The following is a 13,979-nucleotide window of genomic DNA, read 5'->3' on the forward strand; positions in this document are numbered from 1 at the left end:
GCCACCGCACAGCTCGCCGACAGTCCTGGTCAGCATCGTGGAAGCATGCCGAAGGACAACCGCACCTACCAGGGCCGCCCACTGCCCCGGCCGCAGGACGAGCTGGTCGACCAGGGCCTGGGCTTCGACCTGGGCACCCTGTTCAGCCGCCGCCGCGTGCTGGGTCTGCTCGGCCTTGGCGCCGGCGTGGCGCTGACCGCCTGCACCCCGGCGGCCACCTCCGCCCCGGCCACCACCGGCGCTACGGCGGAGATCCCCGAGGAGACCGCCGGTCCCTACCCCGGTGACGGCTCCAACGGCCCGGATGTCCTCGCGCAGAGCGGGATCGTGCGCGAGGACATCCGCGCCAGCTTCGGCGCCGCCACCGGCACCGCGACCGGCGTGCCGATGACCATGGAGCTGACCGTGCTGGACCTGGCCAACGGCAAGCCGTTCCAGGGCGTGGCGGTCTACGTCTGGCAGTGCGATGCCCAGGGCCGCTACTCGATGTACTCCGCGGGCGCGGAGAACGCCAACTACCTGCGCGGGGTGCAGATCGCCGACGCCGAGGGCCGGGTGCGCTTCCGCAGCGTCTTCCCCGCCTGCTACCCCGGCCGCTGGCCACACGTGCACTTCGAGGTCTATCCCGATGGCGGCAGCATCACCGAGGTGGCGAAGGTGATCGCCACCTCCCAGCTCGCGCTGCCGAAGGAGGTGTCCGAGGCGGTCTACGCCCAGCCCGGCTACGAGTCCTCGGGCCCGAACTTCCAGCGAGTGAGCCTGGCCCGCGACTCGGTGTTCCGCGACGACACAGGTGGAAAGCAGCTGGCCACGGTGACCGGCGACGTGCGCACCGGGTACACGGCGCGGCTCACCATCGGCGTGGACACCAGGACCGCGCCGCGCTGACCGGTAACAATGGGGAGTGCGCGAAGGCAGCGGGACTCGGGTGGCGGTGCTGGGACCGGTCCGCGCCCGGGCTGGTGAGTCGCCGATCGCGATTCCGGGCGCGCGGGTGCGGCTGCTGCTGGCCCGGCTGGCGCTGGCCCGTGGCCGCCCGGTGCCCGCCGAGGTGCTGATCGACGACCTGTGGGGCGCGGACTCGCTGGCCGACGCCACCAACACCTTGCAGGCCTTGGTTTCCCGGCTGCGCAAGGCGGTGGGCGCGGCAGCGGTGGAGTCGGCCAGTGGCGGCTACCGGCTGGTGGCCGAGGTGGACGCGCCGAGGTTCGAGGAGCTGGCCGCGCGCGGCCGCCGGGAGCTCGCCGCGCACGATCCCGCCGCCGCGATCGCCAGCCTGGACGCGGCGCTGGGGCTGTGGACCGGGGCGGCGCTGAGCGACCTGCCCGATGCCGAGTTCGTCCGGGCGGCGGCCGGTCGGCTGGCCGAGGCCCGGCTGGCGGCGGTGGAGGACCGGGCCGAAGCGGCGCTGCGACTGGGCAGGCACGAGGAGGTGCTGGCCGAGTCGGTGGAAGCGCATCCGTTGCGGGAGCGACTGGCCGCACTGCGGATCAGGGCGCTGTATGAGGCGGGGCGGCAGGCGGAGGCGCTGGCGGTCTACGAGCAGGTGCGCCGGGCGCTGGCCGAGCAGCTGGGGGTTGATCCAGGGGCCGAGCTGCGGCAGGTACACCTGGCCGTGTTGCGCGGTGAGCTTGAACCGCTGGCGGCACGGTCACAACCGGCGGCGGGGCGGCTGCCCGCACAGCTGACCAGCTTCACCGGGCGCGAGACGGAACTGGAGTTGCTCACCGGCCAGCTGGCCGCCGCCCGGCTGGTCACCATCGTCGGACCGGGCGGGGTGGGCAAGACCCGGCTGGCCATCGAGGCGGCGGCCCGGAATCCGGTGCCCGCACGGGTGTGGTTCGTGCCGCTGGCCGGGGCGGAGGAGGTCGCCGGGGCGGTGCTGGGGGTGCTCAGCGCCGCCAGGGTGCGGTTGGGCGGGGCGCGGCAGCCGGTGCTGGACCAGCTCGCGGAGCTGATCGGGCCCGAGGACGCGGTGCTGGTGCTGGACAACTGCGAACACCTGGTGGACGCCGCCGCCAAGTTCGCCGAGGAGCTGCTGACCCGCCTGCCCCGACTGCGGATCCTGGCCACCAGCAGGGAACCCCTGGCCATCACCGGCGAGGCGTTGTGCCGCCTGGGGCCGCTGGCCCAGCCCGACGCGGTGCGGTTGTTCCTCGATCGGGCGCGGGCGGTGCGGCCCGGCTTCGCGGTGGACGAGACGGTCGCGGACATCTGCCGACGCCTGGACGGCCTGCCGCTGGCCCTGGAACTGGCCGCGGCCCGGCTGCGCTCGATGACCGCCGAGCAGATCGTGCACCGCCTGGACGACCGGTTCCGGCTGCTCACCTCCGGCAGCCGGACCGCGCTGCCCCGGCACCGCACGCTGCACGCGGTGGTCGAGTGGAGCTGGGACCTGCTCACCGAACCGGAACGGCTGCTGACCGCCCGGCTGTCGATCTTCCCCGGCGGGGCGGGAACGGTTGCGGTGGAAGCGGTCTGCGCCGATGAGACGCTGCCGCCCGAGGACATCGTGTACCTGCTCGGCGCGCTGGTGGAGAAGTCCCTGGTGCAGTGGGACGGGCAGCGGTACCGGATGCTGGCCACGATCCGCGCCTACGCCGCCGAACGGCTGGCCGAGCGGAAACCCCTCGCTGACCGGTTCGTGCGCCATTTCCTGGCCCTGGCCGAGGAACAGGAACCACGGCTGCGCAACCGGGACCAGCTCGCCGCGCTGCGCCTGCTCGACACCGAGCACGACAACCTGGTGCACGCCCTGCGCACCGCCATCGCCGACAACCAGGCCGACCCGGCCGCGCGGCTGGTCGCCGCGCTGACCTGGTACTGGAAGATGTTCCGCCTGGACGCCAGGGCCGAGGGTTTTGTGGCCGAGGTGCTCCGCTTCGGCGACACCCTGCCCAGCCACAGCCGGGCCGGACTGACCGCGCTGCGCGAGCTCACCGCCGAGGTCGCCTTCCCCGGCCCCGCCCGGGTGCGCGCGCTCGTCGAGGACTGCCTGGCCACCGGGGCGCTGACCCGCCACCCGACCCTGCTGGTCGCGACCGCCCCCGCGGCCTACCTCGCCGGGCACCACGACCTGGCCGAGCAGCTGCTGCGCGAGGCCGGAGACCTGTGGGCGGCCGCGGGCGGGAACCTGCTGCGGGCGTTCTTCCGCGAGGACCAGGGCGACTGGCCGGGCGCGGCGGCGCTGCGACGGCAGGCGCTGCGCGGGTTCGAGGAGTCCGGCGACCGGCTCGTGCTGGCGCACACGCTGGCCGCGGTGGCCCAGGACCACGCCATCGCGGGGAAGCAGCAGCAAGCCCTGGACGCGCTGGCGCGGAGCGTGGCGCTCGCGGCCGGGCTCGGCTGGGCGGAGGAGACCGCCTACCGTGCCAAGCTGGGCGTCCAGCGGACCCGCGCGGGCGATCCGGCCGGGGCGCGGCGGGAGCTGGACACCGCACTGCGCCAGGCGGTCGAGCGCGGCGAGCCACACCTGCGGATCGAACCCCTGGTGGCCCTGGCCGACCTGCACCGCCGCACCGGCGACCCGGACCGCGCCCATGAGCTGCTGGACGGCCTGGAAGCCTTGGTGCACGGCCTTCCTGGCGCTGAGCAGGCCGCCGCGATGCTCATCGCCCCGGTCCGGATGGCCACCCGCATCGACACCGGCTCCCCGAACGCGCGGGAACTTCTGCCCCTGGTCGCCGCGGTGGCTCCGGCACGGGCCGCGGAACTGCTGGCCCGGCTGCTGGCACCGGCTGAGGCGGCCTTCGCACTCGGCCTCAGCCAGGCCATTCGCGGCGCTGTCGACCGCGGCGACCCGGAACTGCGCGCGCTGACCAACGAGCTCACCGCCCAACTCGGCCCGGCCTTCGCACAGGCATTCGACCGGGGCGCGGGACTCGCAAGAGACCAAGCGCGGCAACGGCTGCACACCCTCTGACCGAGGTCGTCAGCCCCGTGTCAGATCGCTGTCAGCGCCTCCGGCCAGCGTGCTCACCATGACCAACACGCACCAGAGGGTGCAGGACGCGCTGGACCGGGTGGTGGCCGAACAGAGCGCCCCGGGCGCGGTCGCGGAGATCCGGGACGAGCACGGCACCTGGTTCGGCTCGGCCGGACTGGCCGACGTGACCACCGGCCGCCGCCGCGAACCGGGGGAGCAGTTCCACACCGGCAGCGTCGGCAAGGCCTGCACCGCCACCGCGCTGCTGACCCTGGAAGCCGAGGGACGGCTGAGCCTGGACGACACCGTGGACACCTGGCTGCCCGGCGTGGTCCGCGGCAACGGCAACGACGGCCGCGAGATCACCATCAGGCAGCTGCTCACCCACACCGGCGGCCTGGGCATCACCGGCCTGAGCCCGGAGATCGTGCGCAAGTACCACACCCGGGCCGGCTTCGCCGCACACCGCTACGACGTGTCCACTGTGGACGAACTGATCCGGCTCCAGCTGGCCGTCCCGCCGCGGCACAAGCCGGGGGAGGGTTTCGCCTACGCCAACGGCGGCTACCACCTCGCGGGCGCGATCATCGAGAAGGCAACCGGCCGGAGCTACGAGGAGGAGGTCGCCCGCACGGTGATCGAGCCGCTCGGCCTGACCGGCACCTACGTGCGCGGCCTCGCCGAACAGCGGTTCCGCGGCCCGCACGCCAAGGCCTACAGCAGGATGTTCGTCCGGGACGGCGTCGACCCGGCCAGTCTCACCGTGGACAACTACACCTCGCTGCTGGCAGGCCCGGAAACCGACCCGGCTGACGTCACCGACCGCACCTACTCCGGCTGGGCGGCCGGTGGCCTGGTCTCCACCACCGGCGACCTGCTCCGGCTGCTGTCCGCGCTGATCACCGGCTCCCTGCTGCCGCAGGCACAGCACAACACCATGTGGCACACCGTCCCCACCGCCGACTGGCTGCCCAACGCCCGCTACGGCACCGGCGTCAGCCAGTGGACGCTGGCCGACGGCCAGGTGGTGCACGTGCTCTCCGGCGTGGAAGGCGGCAGCGTCACCCTGGCCATGGGCACCCCCGACGGCGGGCTGCTGGTCGCGATGCACCTCAACGGCGACTGGAACTGGTACCTGGCCTGCCACCAGATCATCGAGGCGGTCTTCGGCTCATGAGCATCCACAACGCGCTGGCCGACCTGATCGCCGAACACCGGGTGCCCGGCGCGGTCCTGGGCGTGTACGCCAACGGCGAGCACCGGGAGCACGCCGCCGGTGTGCTCAACACCCGCACCGGCGTCCCGGCCACCACGGACTCGCTGTTCCAGATCGGCTCGGTCAGCAAGGTCTGGACCGCCACCCTGGCCATGCAGCTGGCGCACAAGGGAAAGCTCGACCTCGACCGCCCGGTCCGCGCCTACCTGCCGGACTTCCGGCTAGCGGACGAGTCAGCCGCCGCGGTGATCACCACCCGCCAACTCCTCTGCCACACCGCGGGTTTCGACGGTGACGAGTACAACCTCAGCGAGGCGCTCCAGCTGTTCGAGCCGGGCGAACTGTTCTCCTACAACAACGCCGGCTACTGCGTGCTCGGCCAGCTCATCGAAGCCCTGCACGGCAAGCCGTTCATCCAGTGCCTCACCGACCACCTCATCCAACCGCTGAACCTCACCCACACCGCCACCGACGCGGACCAGGCCATCCTGCACCGCGCCGCGGTCGGCCACCTTCACCCCAGCCCCGACGACCCACCCCAGCCCACCACGGTCTGGGCCCTGCCCCGCTCGCTCGCGGCGGCGGGCTCGGTGCTCACCATGAGCGCCCGCGACCTGCTTTCCTTCGCCCGCAGCCACTTCACCGGCGAAGTCAGCCAGGCCATGCGGGCCGAACAGGTGCGCATCGCCCCCATCACCGCCCACGGCAACGCCTGGGCACTGGGCTGGGAAGTCTTCCACCTCGGCGAGCACACCATGTACGGCCACAACGGAAACACCATCGGCCAAGCCGCGTTCCTGCGCCTGATCCCGGAACTGGGCCTGGCCATCACCCTGCTCACCAACGGCGGCGAAGCCGAAGCCCTGCACCAGGAACTCCTCACCCACCTGCTCCGCGACCTGGCCGGAATCGACCTACCCGCGCCCCCCATCCCAACCCCAGGCCCGATCGACGCGACCCGCTACCTCGGCACCTACGGCAACTCCCTCTCCACCACCACGATCACCCAGGACCACACCGGCGCGGTCCGGGCCGACGGCGTCCGGCTCCTGCCGCATGGTGAGGACGCCCTGATCACCGCCCACCCGGAGCAGGGCCTGCACCGCATCCACCACTTCCTCGGCGACAACGGCCATGGCCAAGCCCGCTTCCTGCACAACGGCCGCGCGATGCCCCGCCGCTCCGCCTGACGGACTGCGCTGCGGGGCCGCTCAGCCCCGCAGCGCGGTCTCCGGACTGCACCCCGGCCCGCCCTCACCGGCCCTGTTCTCCCGCCAGGACAACCCGAACGTGCGCACGTTCCCGTCCTTGCGCGCCGCCATCACGCAGTTCGTGGACTCCCCGCGCCCGGCCCACACCGCCACCCCGACATCAGCCCCGGCCACCACCACCCGGGCCCCTTCCCACGGCGACTTGTCGACCGGATCCGCCTGCGGCACCCCGACTTCGTTGCGCACCGCGGCCAGCACCTCCTCCTGCACCGGCGCGGAAGGCAAGCCGCGCAACAACGCCACGAGCCGCTCACCCGCGTCGGGCGGGACCTTCCAGTGCACCGGCAGCGGCGGTGGCGTGTAGGGCACGGCATCCTTCGGACAGGCCGTCCGCTGCGGTTTGCCCATGATCCCGTGGTAGTTGAAGTTCATCTCGTAACAGACATCCCGCGCTGGCCTCGACCTGCCAAAAACCCCACTGGGTTCCAAGGCCGGTTGATGAATCCGGATCACCAGCTGGGCCGTCCGCTCCGAAGCGTCGACCCCGTGCGGCACGTCCCGCGCCACCAGCACCGCGAAGCTCTCCGACTTGCCCAGCGTGGTGGCCAGCGCCGCCCGCGCGAACCCCGCCGCGTCCGGCTGCCGCGGATAGCTGATCGCGGTGGCCAGCGTGTCGGCCTGGCGGTCGGTTTCCGAGTCGCCGGGTTGGGCACACGCGGCCAGCGCGAGTACCGCGCAGACCACCGGAACCAGACGAGAAGTACGCACGTCAGCAGCCAACCCGGTCACCGCCGCCTTGTCCTGAGTGTTTCTACCTGTCCGTCGCCGGAAGTCGCATCCGGTAGCACTCGGTCACGTACGGCATCTCCGTCGGCCGCCGGTCCGCCAGCAGCGCGCGCACCCGCCCCAGCAGCTCCGCCCTGGTCGCGGCCGGCAGGGTGATCACGTAGCTGCGGGAGGCGACCATGTCCAGCGCCTCCGCCGTGGTGATCGGCTGCGGCCAGCGGAAGTCCTGCCGCTCGACCGGGCCGAACGGCTCGCCGACCTGGTTCGCCTGCCGCTCCTCGTTGGTGGCCGGGCCGTAGTCGCGCAGGATCCGTTCCAGCTCGGCGACCCAGGGCACCGAGACGTCGCGGACGTTCCACACCAGGCCCAGCCACCCGCCGGGGCGGAGCACCCTGGCGGCCTCCGGGACCGCGAGGGCTGGGTCCACCCAGTGCCAGGCCTGCGCGCAGACCAGGACGTCGACGCTGTTGTCCGGCAACGGGATGGACTCGCCGCTGCCCGCCAGCACCCGGACCTCCGGAAGCACCTGGGCGAACTGCTCGCGCATGCCGTCCGAGGGCTCCACCGCGATGACCTCGCGGTCCGGGGCACGCAGCGCGCGGGTGAGCTTGCCGGTGCCCGCGCCGAGGTCGACCACGGTGCGCGCGTCCCCGGGCACCAGCCAGGCCACGGCTTCCGGTGGGTAGCCGGGGCGGCCGCGTTCGTAGGTGTCCGCGGCCGCGCCGAACGAGCGGGCCTGCCGGTCTCTGTCCTGCTCCATGGTGGTCATCCTGCCTTTCCGCGCAGGGCCAGCCGGGGCCAATGCGCGAGCTCGCTCAGCAGGCCGCGGTCGTGGGTGGCCACGACCACGGCGGCGCTGGTGCCCGCGATCGCCTCGGTCAGCTCGTCGACCAGGGCGGGGGAGAGGTGGTTGGTGGGCTCGTCGAAGATCACCAGATCTGGGCGGGTGGCCAGCTTCATGGCCAGGTCCAGCCGACGCTGCTGGCCAAGGGACAGGCGGGCCACCGGGGTGCGCGCGGCCTCCCGGTCCAGCAGGCCGGAGGCGGTCGGCGAGCCGGGCAGGGCCGTCCGCTCGAACAGCTGGCGCGCGGTCAGCTCGCCCGGCCAGTCCGGCACCTCCTGGGCGATCAACGCGATCCGCGCGCCGGCGAGCCGCCGCACCTCGCCGCTGGTCGGAGTCAGGTCCCCGACCAGCACCGCGAGCAGGGTCGACTTGCCGGTCCCGTTCCCGCCGGTGATCAGCAACCGGTCGCCGCCGTCCACCGTGAGCGTCACCTCCTCCTCAAGACGACCGGTCACCTTCAGGTTGTGGGCGCGCAACAGCCCAGCTCCGGCCCGCGTGCTCGGCTCCGGCCAGCGCAGGGTCAGCGGCGGCGCGGGCACGGTGACCCGGTGCGCCTCCAGTGCCTCCTGCGCCCGGTTGAGCGCCTGCACCACACCCGGCGCGCGGGACTGCCGCTGGTGCTTGCCGCTGCCCTTGTCCGGCCGCCAGCCCGTGCTCAGCCGGGACCTGGCCTGGTCGAGGGCGACGGACAGGCCACGCTGTTCGGCCTGCTGCTCCTCGTACTCCTGCACCCACCGCGCCCGGTCCCGCCGACGGCCTTCCAGCCAGGCCGCGTAACCCCCGACGTACCACCGTGGCCTGCCGTCCTGGCTGGGATCGAGGTCGAGGAACTCGCGGGTCACCTCGCGCAGCAGCGTGCGGTCGTGGCTGACCAGCGCCAGCCCGCCCCGGTGCGCCCGCAGCCGCTCGGTGAGGAAGGTCAGCCCACCGGCGTCGAGGTGGTTGCTGGGCTCGTCCAGCAACAGGATGTCGTGCCCGGCGCTGAGCAGGCAGGCCAGCCGCACCCGGTACCGCTGCCCGACCGACAGCGTGCGCAGCTCCCGCTCCCGGTCGGTGCAGGCGTCCAGTCCGGCCAGGGCGACGTCGAGCCGCCGTTCGGCGTCCCAGGCGTCCAGGCGGGTGGCCGCGTCCAAGGCGCGGGCGTAGCGCTCGTCCGCGCCGTCCTCGCCGCTGGTCAGGCCGTCGGTGGCGGCGTCGAGGGCGCGCAGCGCGGCACGGGCGTTGTGCAGGGCCTCGTCGGTCAGCGAACCGACGGTGGCCCCGGGCTGGGCGGGCAGGACCTGCTGGGACAGGCCGAAGGTGCCCGCGCGGTGCACCGAACCCCGGTCGGGGACGCGCAGCCCGGCGAGCACGTGCAGCAGGGTGGTCTTGCCCCGGCCGTTCTCGCCGACGATGGCCAGCCGGGACCGGGCGGACACGGTGACGGAGACGTCGGTGAGCAGCACGCGCCCGCCCAGGGTGACCGAGACATCGGTGGCGCGCAGATGAGGGGTGATGGACAAGGGAATGCTCCGCAGCTCTGGTGGGAGCCGGGCAGCACGAACACGCCGCCCGGCGATGGCCGGAACGGCGGGCAGGGAGAAAGGTCTCGGTGCGCCGCCGTCAGGCGGCGGAGCTGGGCGGCATGACCGCGCTCATCGCGGCGAAGCCGGCGCTGTAGTGCATGGCGGCCAGGCTAGTCAGGCGACTGGAGGGGGCCAACCGAATTTTCGGCTGTCGGACCCGGTGCTCCGGCCGGGGCCGGGCCGACTGATGCCGGCCCGGCCCCGCCGCGCTGGTGTGCTCAGGCTGGGGTACAGGCCAGTGTCGGTGGCGCTGCCCTCCCGGTGGCCTGGAACCCGAAGGTGGTGCTGCCGCCCGCACCGATCGAGCCGTTCCACCCGGCGTCCGTGGCGACCACGCGGGCGGCGTCCTGCGTCAGGGTGCTGTTCCAGGACTTGGTGACCTGCTGGTTGCCGGGCCACGTCCAGCTGACCCGCCACCCGGTCATCGCCGTGCGGCGGTCGTTGGTGACGGTCACCGTCGCGGCGTGCCCGGTGCCCCAGTCGCCGTTGACGTGCAGGCTCGCCGAGCACCCGGCCGCGGGCAGGACCAGCAGCGTGATGGAGTTCGCCGGGTAAGTCGCGTTGACCTGGCCGTTGCTCACCTGGAGATCGTCGCCGCGCACGATGGCGCCCAGGTTGGCCTCGCCGTAGGTGAACCGCTGCGCCGCACCGGCGCTGTCGAACCCGGCCACCGACAGCGGCGAGGTCAGCTCGCCCCCGGTCTTGTTGACGACCATCACGGTCACCGCCTTGTCCGCGGAGCGCTGCGCCGCGTAGACCGCCAGCCGGCCCTGGTCGGCGGCGGTGGCCGACACGCTGACGTCACCGAACCGGCTGCCGGCGCCGTCGTAGTTGCGGTACATCCGGAACGCGTACGCACCCGGATCGGTCGGCTTGGGCTCGCCCCACATCGTGGCCAGGTCGAGGCCCTCACGTCCGAAGATGCCCAGGATGTCGGCTTGCGCCAGCGCACCGTTGATGTGGTCCAGCGCGCCCCAGTTGTACTCGGTGATGGCGGTCTTGGTGCCGGGGTTGTACTGGGCGATCCACGACTTCATCATGCGGATGAACTGCAGCGGCGGCGCGTTGACCCCGCCGGGACCGATCCAGTTCTCCTCGACGTAGGTCGGGTCCCACAGCGACCGGGTGGACCGCAGCCGCAACGCGTTGGCCGCGGGGTCCTGGTCACCGCTGATCTGCGGGTAGAAGTGCTGGTCGAAGTAGTCCAGGAAGCGTTGCCCGCCATGGGCGTCGCTGTAGTCCTTCATGTTCTTCAGGTACCACTGGGAGAGGTTGAGCCCGCCGTGCGCGGCCGAGTCGGCACCCGGTCCGCAGCCGTCCACCCCGGAGGCGACCCACTCGCAGTACCCCCAGCCGGACGGGCCGAGGACCTTGGCGCTGGGGTCGGCGGCCTTGATCGCCGCGGCGGTCGCGGTGCCCTTGCCGCCAAGTTCGTCGTAGGAGACCGGCTCGGGGTGCACGTCGCGATGCGTCTGGGCCCACAGCACCGGCTCGTTGTCGAGCTGGTAGATCGGCACGCCACCCCGCGCCGCCGGGCCGAACCTGTTCGCCAGGTGCGCCGCCATCTCGCCGGCGAAGGCCGCGTCCGCCTTGATCGAGGTGTCGGTGGGCACGCCGGTGAGGTTCTTCTGGTCCAGCTGGCCGTTGCCGCAGTTGGGATCCCACTCGTCGAACTTGTCCTGCTGCGGGAACCGGGTCGCCGGGAAGCCACAGTTGAACGGGTGCGCGGACGGCGAGTCCTTGGCCACCCAGCCGATCAGGGGCACGGTGACGACCGGCTTGATGCCGCGGTCGAGGTTGGACTTGACCATGCCCTCGACGGAGCGTTCCTGGTCGTTGACGATGTTCTCGAAGAACCAGTCACTGCCGGTGTTGTGGGTGCGGTTCTTGAAGTTGTAGCGGCTGGTCGTGTTGCCGCCCCAGCGCGCCACCGACTGGCCGATCTCGGCGTTGAACGCCGGATCGCCGCCGTTGAGGCCGTAGATGTCGGGGCTGATCGCGTGCCGGGCGGCGGCGACGTCCACTGACAGCGCGGGCCCCGTGTCCGCCGCGGCGGCGCTGGTGGCCGCGTGGCCGGTGAGCATCGCGGTAAGTGTCAGCACCGCGACGGCTGATCCGCCTCGCACCAGACTTCTTGGTCGCATGAAGGTCCTCGCAGCATCGTTGCCGGGACTGGACTGGGAGCGCTCCCAGATAAGGGGACTGTAATTAGCCGGGACGGCGCGAGGAAGAGCCGATCGGCCCACGCTCACGCGTCGCTTGCCCGGCGTTGGAGTGAAATTCCGCGGCGGTGCTCTTTGCGCGGCGTATCCGGCGCACTACAGTCCCACTCTGGGAGCGCTCCCAGTCCAGCCTCTGCACCCCCTGCCCTTGGAGGCTCACATGCACTGGCGCATGTCGAGAGCGGTAATAGCAACCGTCGCCGCGCTGTTCGCCGGCCTGATCAATCCGTTGCCGGCGGTGGCCTCGGCCGCCCCGGCGTTCAACTACGGCGAAGCCCTGCAGAAGTCCGTCTGGTTCTACGACGCGCAGCGTTCCGGGAAACTACCGGCGGGCAACCGCGTGAGCTGGCGCGGTGACTCGGCGCTGCGCGACGGAAGCGACGTGGGCCTGGACCTCTCCGGCGGCTTCTACGACGCGGGCGACCACGTCAAGTTCGGCCTGCCGTTCGCCTTCAGCATGTCGATGCTCGCCTGGGGCGCGGTGGAGAACCGGGGCGCGTACGCGAGCTCCGGGCAGCTCGAACATCTCATGGCGAACCTGCGCTGGGGCACCGACTGGATCATCAAGGCGCATCCGTCCCCGAACGTGGTCTACGGCCAGGTCGGCGCGGGCAACCCCGACCACGCCTGGTGGGGCTCGGCCGAGGTCATGCCGATGGCGCGGCCGTCGTACAAGGTGGACCCGTCCTGCCCCGGCTCGGACCTCGCGGGCGAGTACGCGGCGGCGATGGCCTCCGCGGCGATGGTGTTCCGGCAGACCGATCCGGCCTACGCCGCCACCCTGGTCACCCATGCCAAGCAGCTCTACGCCTTCGCCGACACCTACCGGGGCAAGTACAGCTCCTGCATCACCGACGCGGCCAGCTTCTACAACTCCTGGAGCGGCTACCAGGACGAGCTGGTGTGGGGTGCGATCTGGCTCTACCGCGCCACCGGGGAGGACAACTACCTGGCCAAGGCCAAGGCGGAGTACTCGAAGCTGGGCACCGAGCCGCAGAGCAGCGAGCGCTCGTACCGGTGGACGATCGCCTGGGATGACAAGTCCTACGGCGCCTACGTGCTCATGGCGAAGCTGACCGGTGAACCGGCCTACATCACCGACGCCAACCGGTGGCTGGACTTCTGGACCACCGGCCACAACGGCAACCGGGTGCGCTACTCGCCCGGCGGCCAGGCGGTGCTGGACAGATGGGGCTCGCTGCGTTACGCCGCCAACACGGCGTTCACCGCGCTGGTCTACTCCGACTGGCTGTCCACACGGGACAGTGCGCGGGCCAGGACCTACCACGACTTCGGCGTGCGGCAGATCAACTACGCCCTCGGCGCCAACCCCCGCAACGCCAGCTACGTCGTCGGCTTCGGCGCCAACCCGCCGCGCAACCCGCACCACCGCACCGCGCACGGCTCGTGGGCCGACAACATCCAGGAACCCGCCACGAGCCGGCACGTGCTGCACGGCGCGCTGGTCGGCGGCCCGAGCACGAACGACGACGCCTACACCGACAGCCGCAGCGACTACGTGATGAACGAGGTGGCACTGGACTACAACGCGGCCTTCACCGGCGCACTCGCGCGGCTGTACCGGGAGTACGGCGGGACCCCGCTGGCCGGCTTCCCCTCGGCCGAGACCCCGGACGGCCCCGAGCTGACCGTGCAGGCCTCGGTGAACCAGAGCGCCGCCCAGTTCACCGAGATCAAGGCGTTCGTGCTGAACAAGAGTGCCTGGCCCGCGCGGACCTTCAACGGCACGCTGCGCTACTACTTCACCCTCGACGGCGCGACCACACCCAGCCAGCTCAGCGTGACCATGAACTACAACCAGTGCGGCACGGCGAGCGCGCCGACGCGGCACAGCGGTTCGGTGTACTACGTGGAGATCCCGTGCACCGGCGTCACCCCGGCCGGGCAGTCGCCGCACCGCAAGGAAGTCCAGTTCCGCATCACCAGTTCGGGCACGTGGGATCCGGCCAACGACTGGTCCCGAGCCGGTCTGGGCACTGGCAACACCGTGGTGCAGACGGACCGGATCGTGCTTCGCCAGGATGGCAACGTGGTGTGGGGCAAGGAACCCAGCGCCCAGCCCCGGTGAAACGTCGGCGCGGGACGTCCGCCGTGCGCAGGCGTCCCGCGCCGATTCCACAGCCGCGAAACGGCCGAACCGTCTTTGTCGAACTGAACCGAGTCGATTCGACCACGTAGTTCCCGAACAA

The 13,979-nt window shown here is 72.0% G+C and carries 10 protein-coding genes; 6 read left to right on the forward strand and 4 right to left on the reverse strand.

Features of this window, described 5'->3' with window-relative positions; translation table 11 throughout:
- Positions 1–45 precede the first annotated feature (45 nt).
- From ACWDY5_RS01645 to ACWDY5_RS01660, 4 genes are read left to right on the forward strand one after another with little or no spacing between them, the layout of a single operon-like run.
- Positions 46–888 carry an intradiol ring-cleavage dioxygenase gene (locus ACWDY5_RS01645; protein ID WP_449720435.1) on the forward strand — a complete coding sequence of 281 codons (843 nt, stop codon included), beginning with the start codon at positions 46–48 and terminating at the stop codon, positions 886–888.
- A 16-nt stretch (positions 889–904) separates the two neighbouring features.
- Positions 905–3,922: a BTAD domain-containing putative transcriptional regulator gene (locus ACWDY5_RS01650; protein ID WP_449720436.1), complete on the forward strand. Its 3,018-nt coding sequence runs from the start codon at positions 905–907 to the stop codon at positions 3,920–3,922.
- Positions 3,923–3,980: 58 nt separating this feature from the next.
- The gene (locus ACWDY5_RS01655; RefSeq protein ID WP_449720437.1) at positions 3,981–5,102 is read left to right on the forward strand and encodes a serine hydrolase domain-containing protein; all 1,122 of its coding nucleotides are present in this window, start codon (positions 3,981–3,983) and stop codon (positions 5,100–5,102) included.
- The gene (locus tag ACWDY5_RS01660) at positions 5,099–6,331 is read left to right on the forward strand and encodes a serine hydrolase domain-containing protein (protein WP_449720438.1); all 1,233 of its coding nucleotides are present in this window, start codon (positions 5,099–5,101) and stop codon (positions 6,329–6,331) included. The genes ACWDY5_RS01655 and ACWDY5_RS01660 overlap by 4 nt, the downstream gene beginning before the upstream one ends.
- Before the next feature lie 21 nt (positions 6,332–6,352).
- Here the strand turns inward: ACWDY5_RS01660 and ACWDY5_RS01665 are convergent, their stop codons facing one another.
- The 3 genes from ACWDY5_RS01665 to ACWDY5_RS01675 are packed head-to-tail and all read right to left on the reverse strand — an operon-like array spanning position 6,353 to position 9,490.
- Entirely contained in the window at positions 6,353–7,120 is a 768-nt protein-coding gene (locus tag ACWDY5_RS01665) for a hypothetical protein (RefSeq protein ID WP_449720439.1), read from the reverse strand.
- A gap of 43 nt (positions 7,121–7,163) precedes the next feature.
- On the reverse strand, positions 7,164–7,898 hold the full coding sequence (locus ACWDY5_RS01670; protein WP_449720440.1) for a class I SAM-dependent methyltransferase: 735 nt from the start codon (positions 7,896–7,898) through the stop codon (positions 7,164–7,166).
- 5 nt (positions 7,899–7,903) lie between these two features.
- Complete coding sequence (locus ACWDY5_RS01675) at positions 7,904–9,490, reverse strand: ATP-binding cassette domain-containing protein (protein ID WP_449720499.1); 1,587 nt, start codon at positions 9,488–9,490, stop codon at positions 7,904–7,906.
- 14 nt (positions 9,491–9,504) lie between these two features.
- Here ACWDY5_RS01675 and ACWDY5_RS01680 point away from each other — a divergent pair, with 14 nt between their 5' ends.
- Complete coding sequence (locus ACWDY5_RS01680; protein WP_449720441.1) at positions 9,505–9,642, forward strand: hypothetical protein; 138 nt, start codon at positions 9,505–9,507, stop codon at positions 9,640–9,642.
- A gap of 123 nt (positions 9,643–9,765) precedes the next feature.
- Here ACWDY5_RS01680 and ACWDY5_RS01685 read toward each other — a convergent pair whose 3' ends face one another.
- Positions 9,766–11,631 (reverse strand): glycoside hydrolase family 44 protein, encoded by a 1,866-nt coding sequence (locus ACWDY5_RS01685; RefSeq protein ID WP_449720442.1) that lies wholly within the window; start codon positions 11,629–11,631, stop codon positions 9,766–9,768.
- Between the two features lie 310 nt (positions 11,632–11,941).
- Between ACWDY5_RS01685 and ACWDY5_RS01690 the strand changes: the two genes are divergently transcribed.
- Positions 11,942–13,858 carry a glycoside hydrolase family 9 protein gene (locus ACWDY5_RS01690; RefSeq protein ID WP_449720443.1) on the forward strand — a complete coding sequence of 639 codons (1,917 nt, stop codon included), beginning with the start codon at positions 11,942–11,944 and terminating at the stop codon, positions 13,856–13,858.
- Positions 13,859–13,979 lie beyond the last annotated feature (121 nt).

This window comes from Crossiella sp. NPDC003009, from assembly GCF_053591555.1.

What these genes read in the sequence shown, in the direction of transcription:
- ACWDY5_RS01645 (WP_449720435.1), top strand. Translation starts at nt 46, where the DNA reads ATGCCGAAGGACAACCGCACCTACCAGGGCCGCCCACTGCCCCGGCCG.
- ACWDY5_RS01655 (WP_449720437.1), top strand. Translation starts at nt 3,981, where the DNA reads ATGACCAACACGCACCAGAGGGTGCAGGACGCGCTGGACCGGGTGGTG.
- ACWDY5_RS01660 (WP_449720438.1), top strand. Translation starts at nt 5,099, where the DNA reads ATGAGCATCCACAACGCGCTGGCCGACCTGATCGCCGAACACCGGGTG.
- ACWDY5_RS01670 (WP_449720440.1), bottom strand. Translation starts at nt 7,898, where the DNA reads ATGGAGCAGGACAGAGACCGGCAGGCCCGCTCGTTCGGCGCGGCCGCG.
- ACWDY5_RS01685 (WP_449720442.1), bottom strand. Translation starts at nt 11,631, where the DNA reads ATGCTCACCGGCCACGCGGCCACCAGCGCCGCCGCGGCGGACACGGGG.
- ACWDY5_RS01690 (WP_449720443.1), top strand. Translation starts at nt 11,942, where the DNA reads ATGTCGAGAGCGGTAATAGCAACCGTCGCCGCGCTGTTCGCCGGCCTG.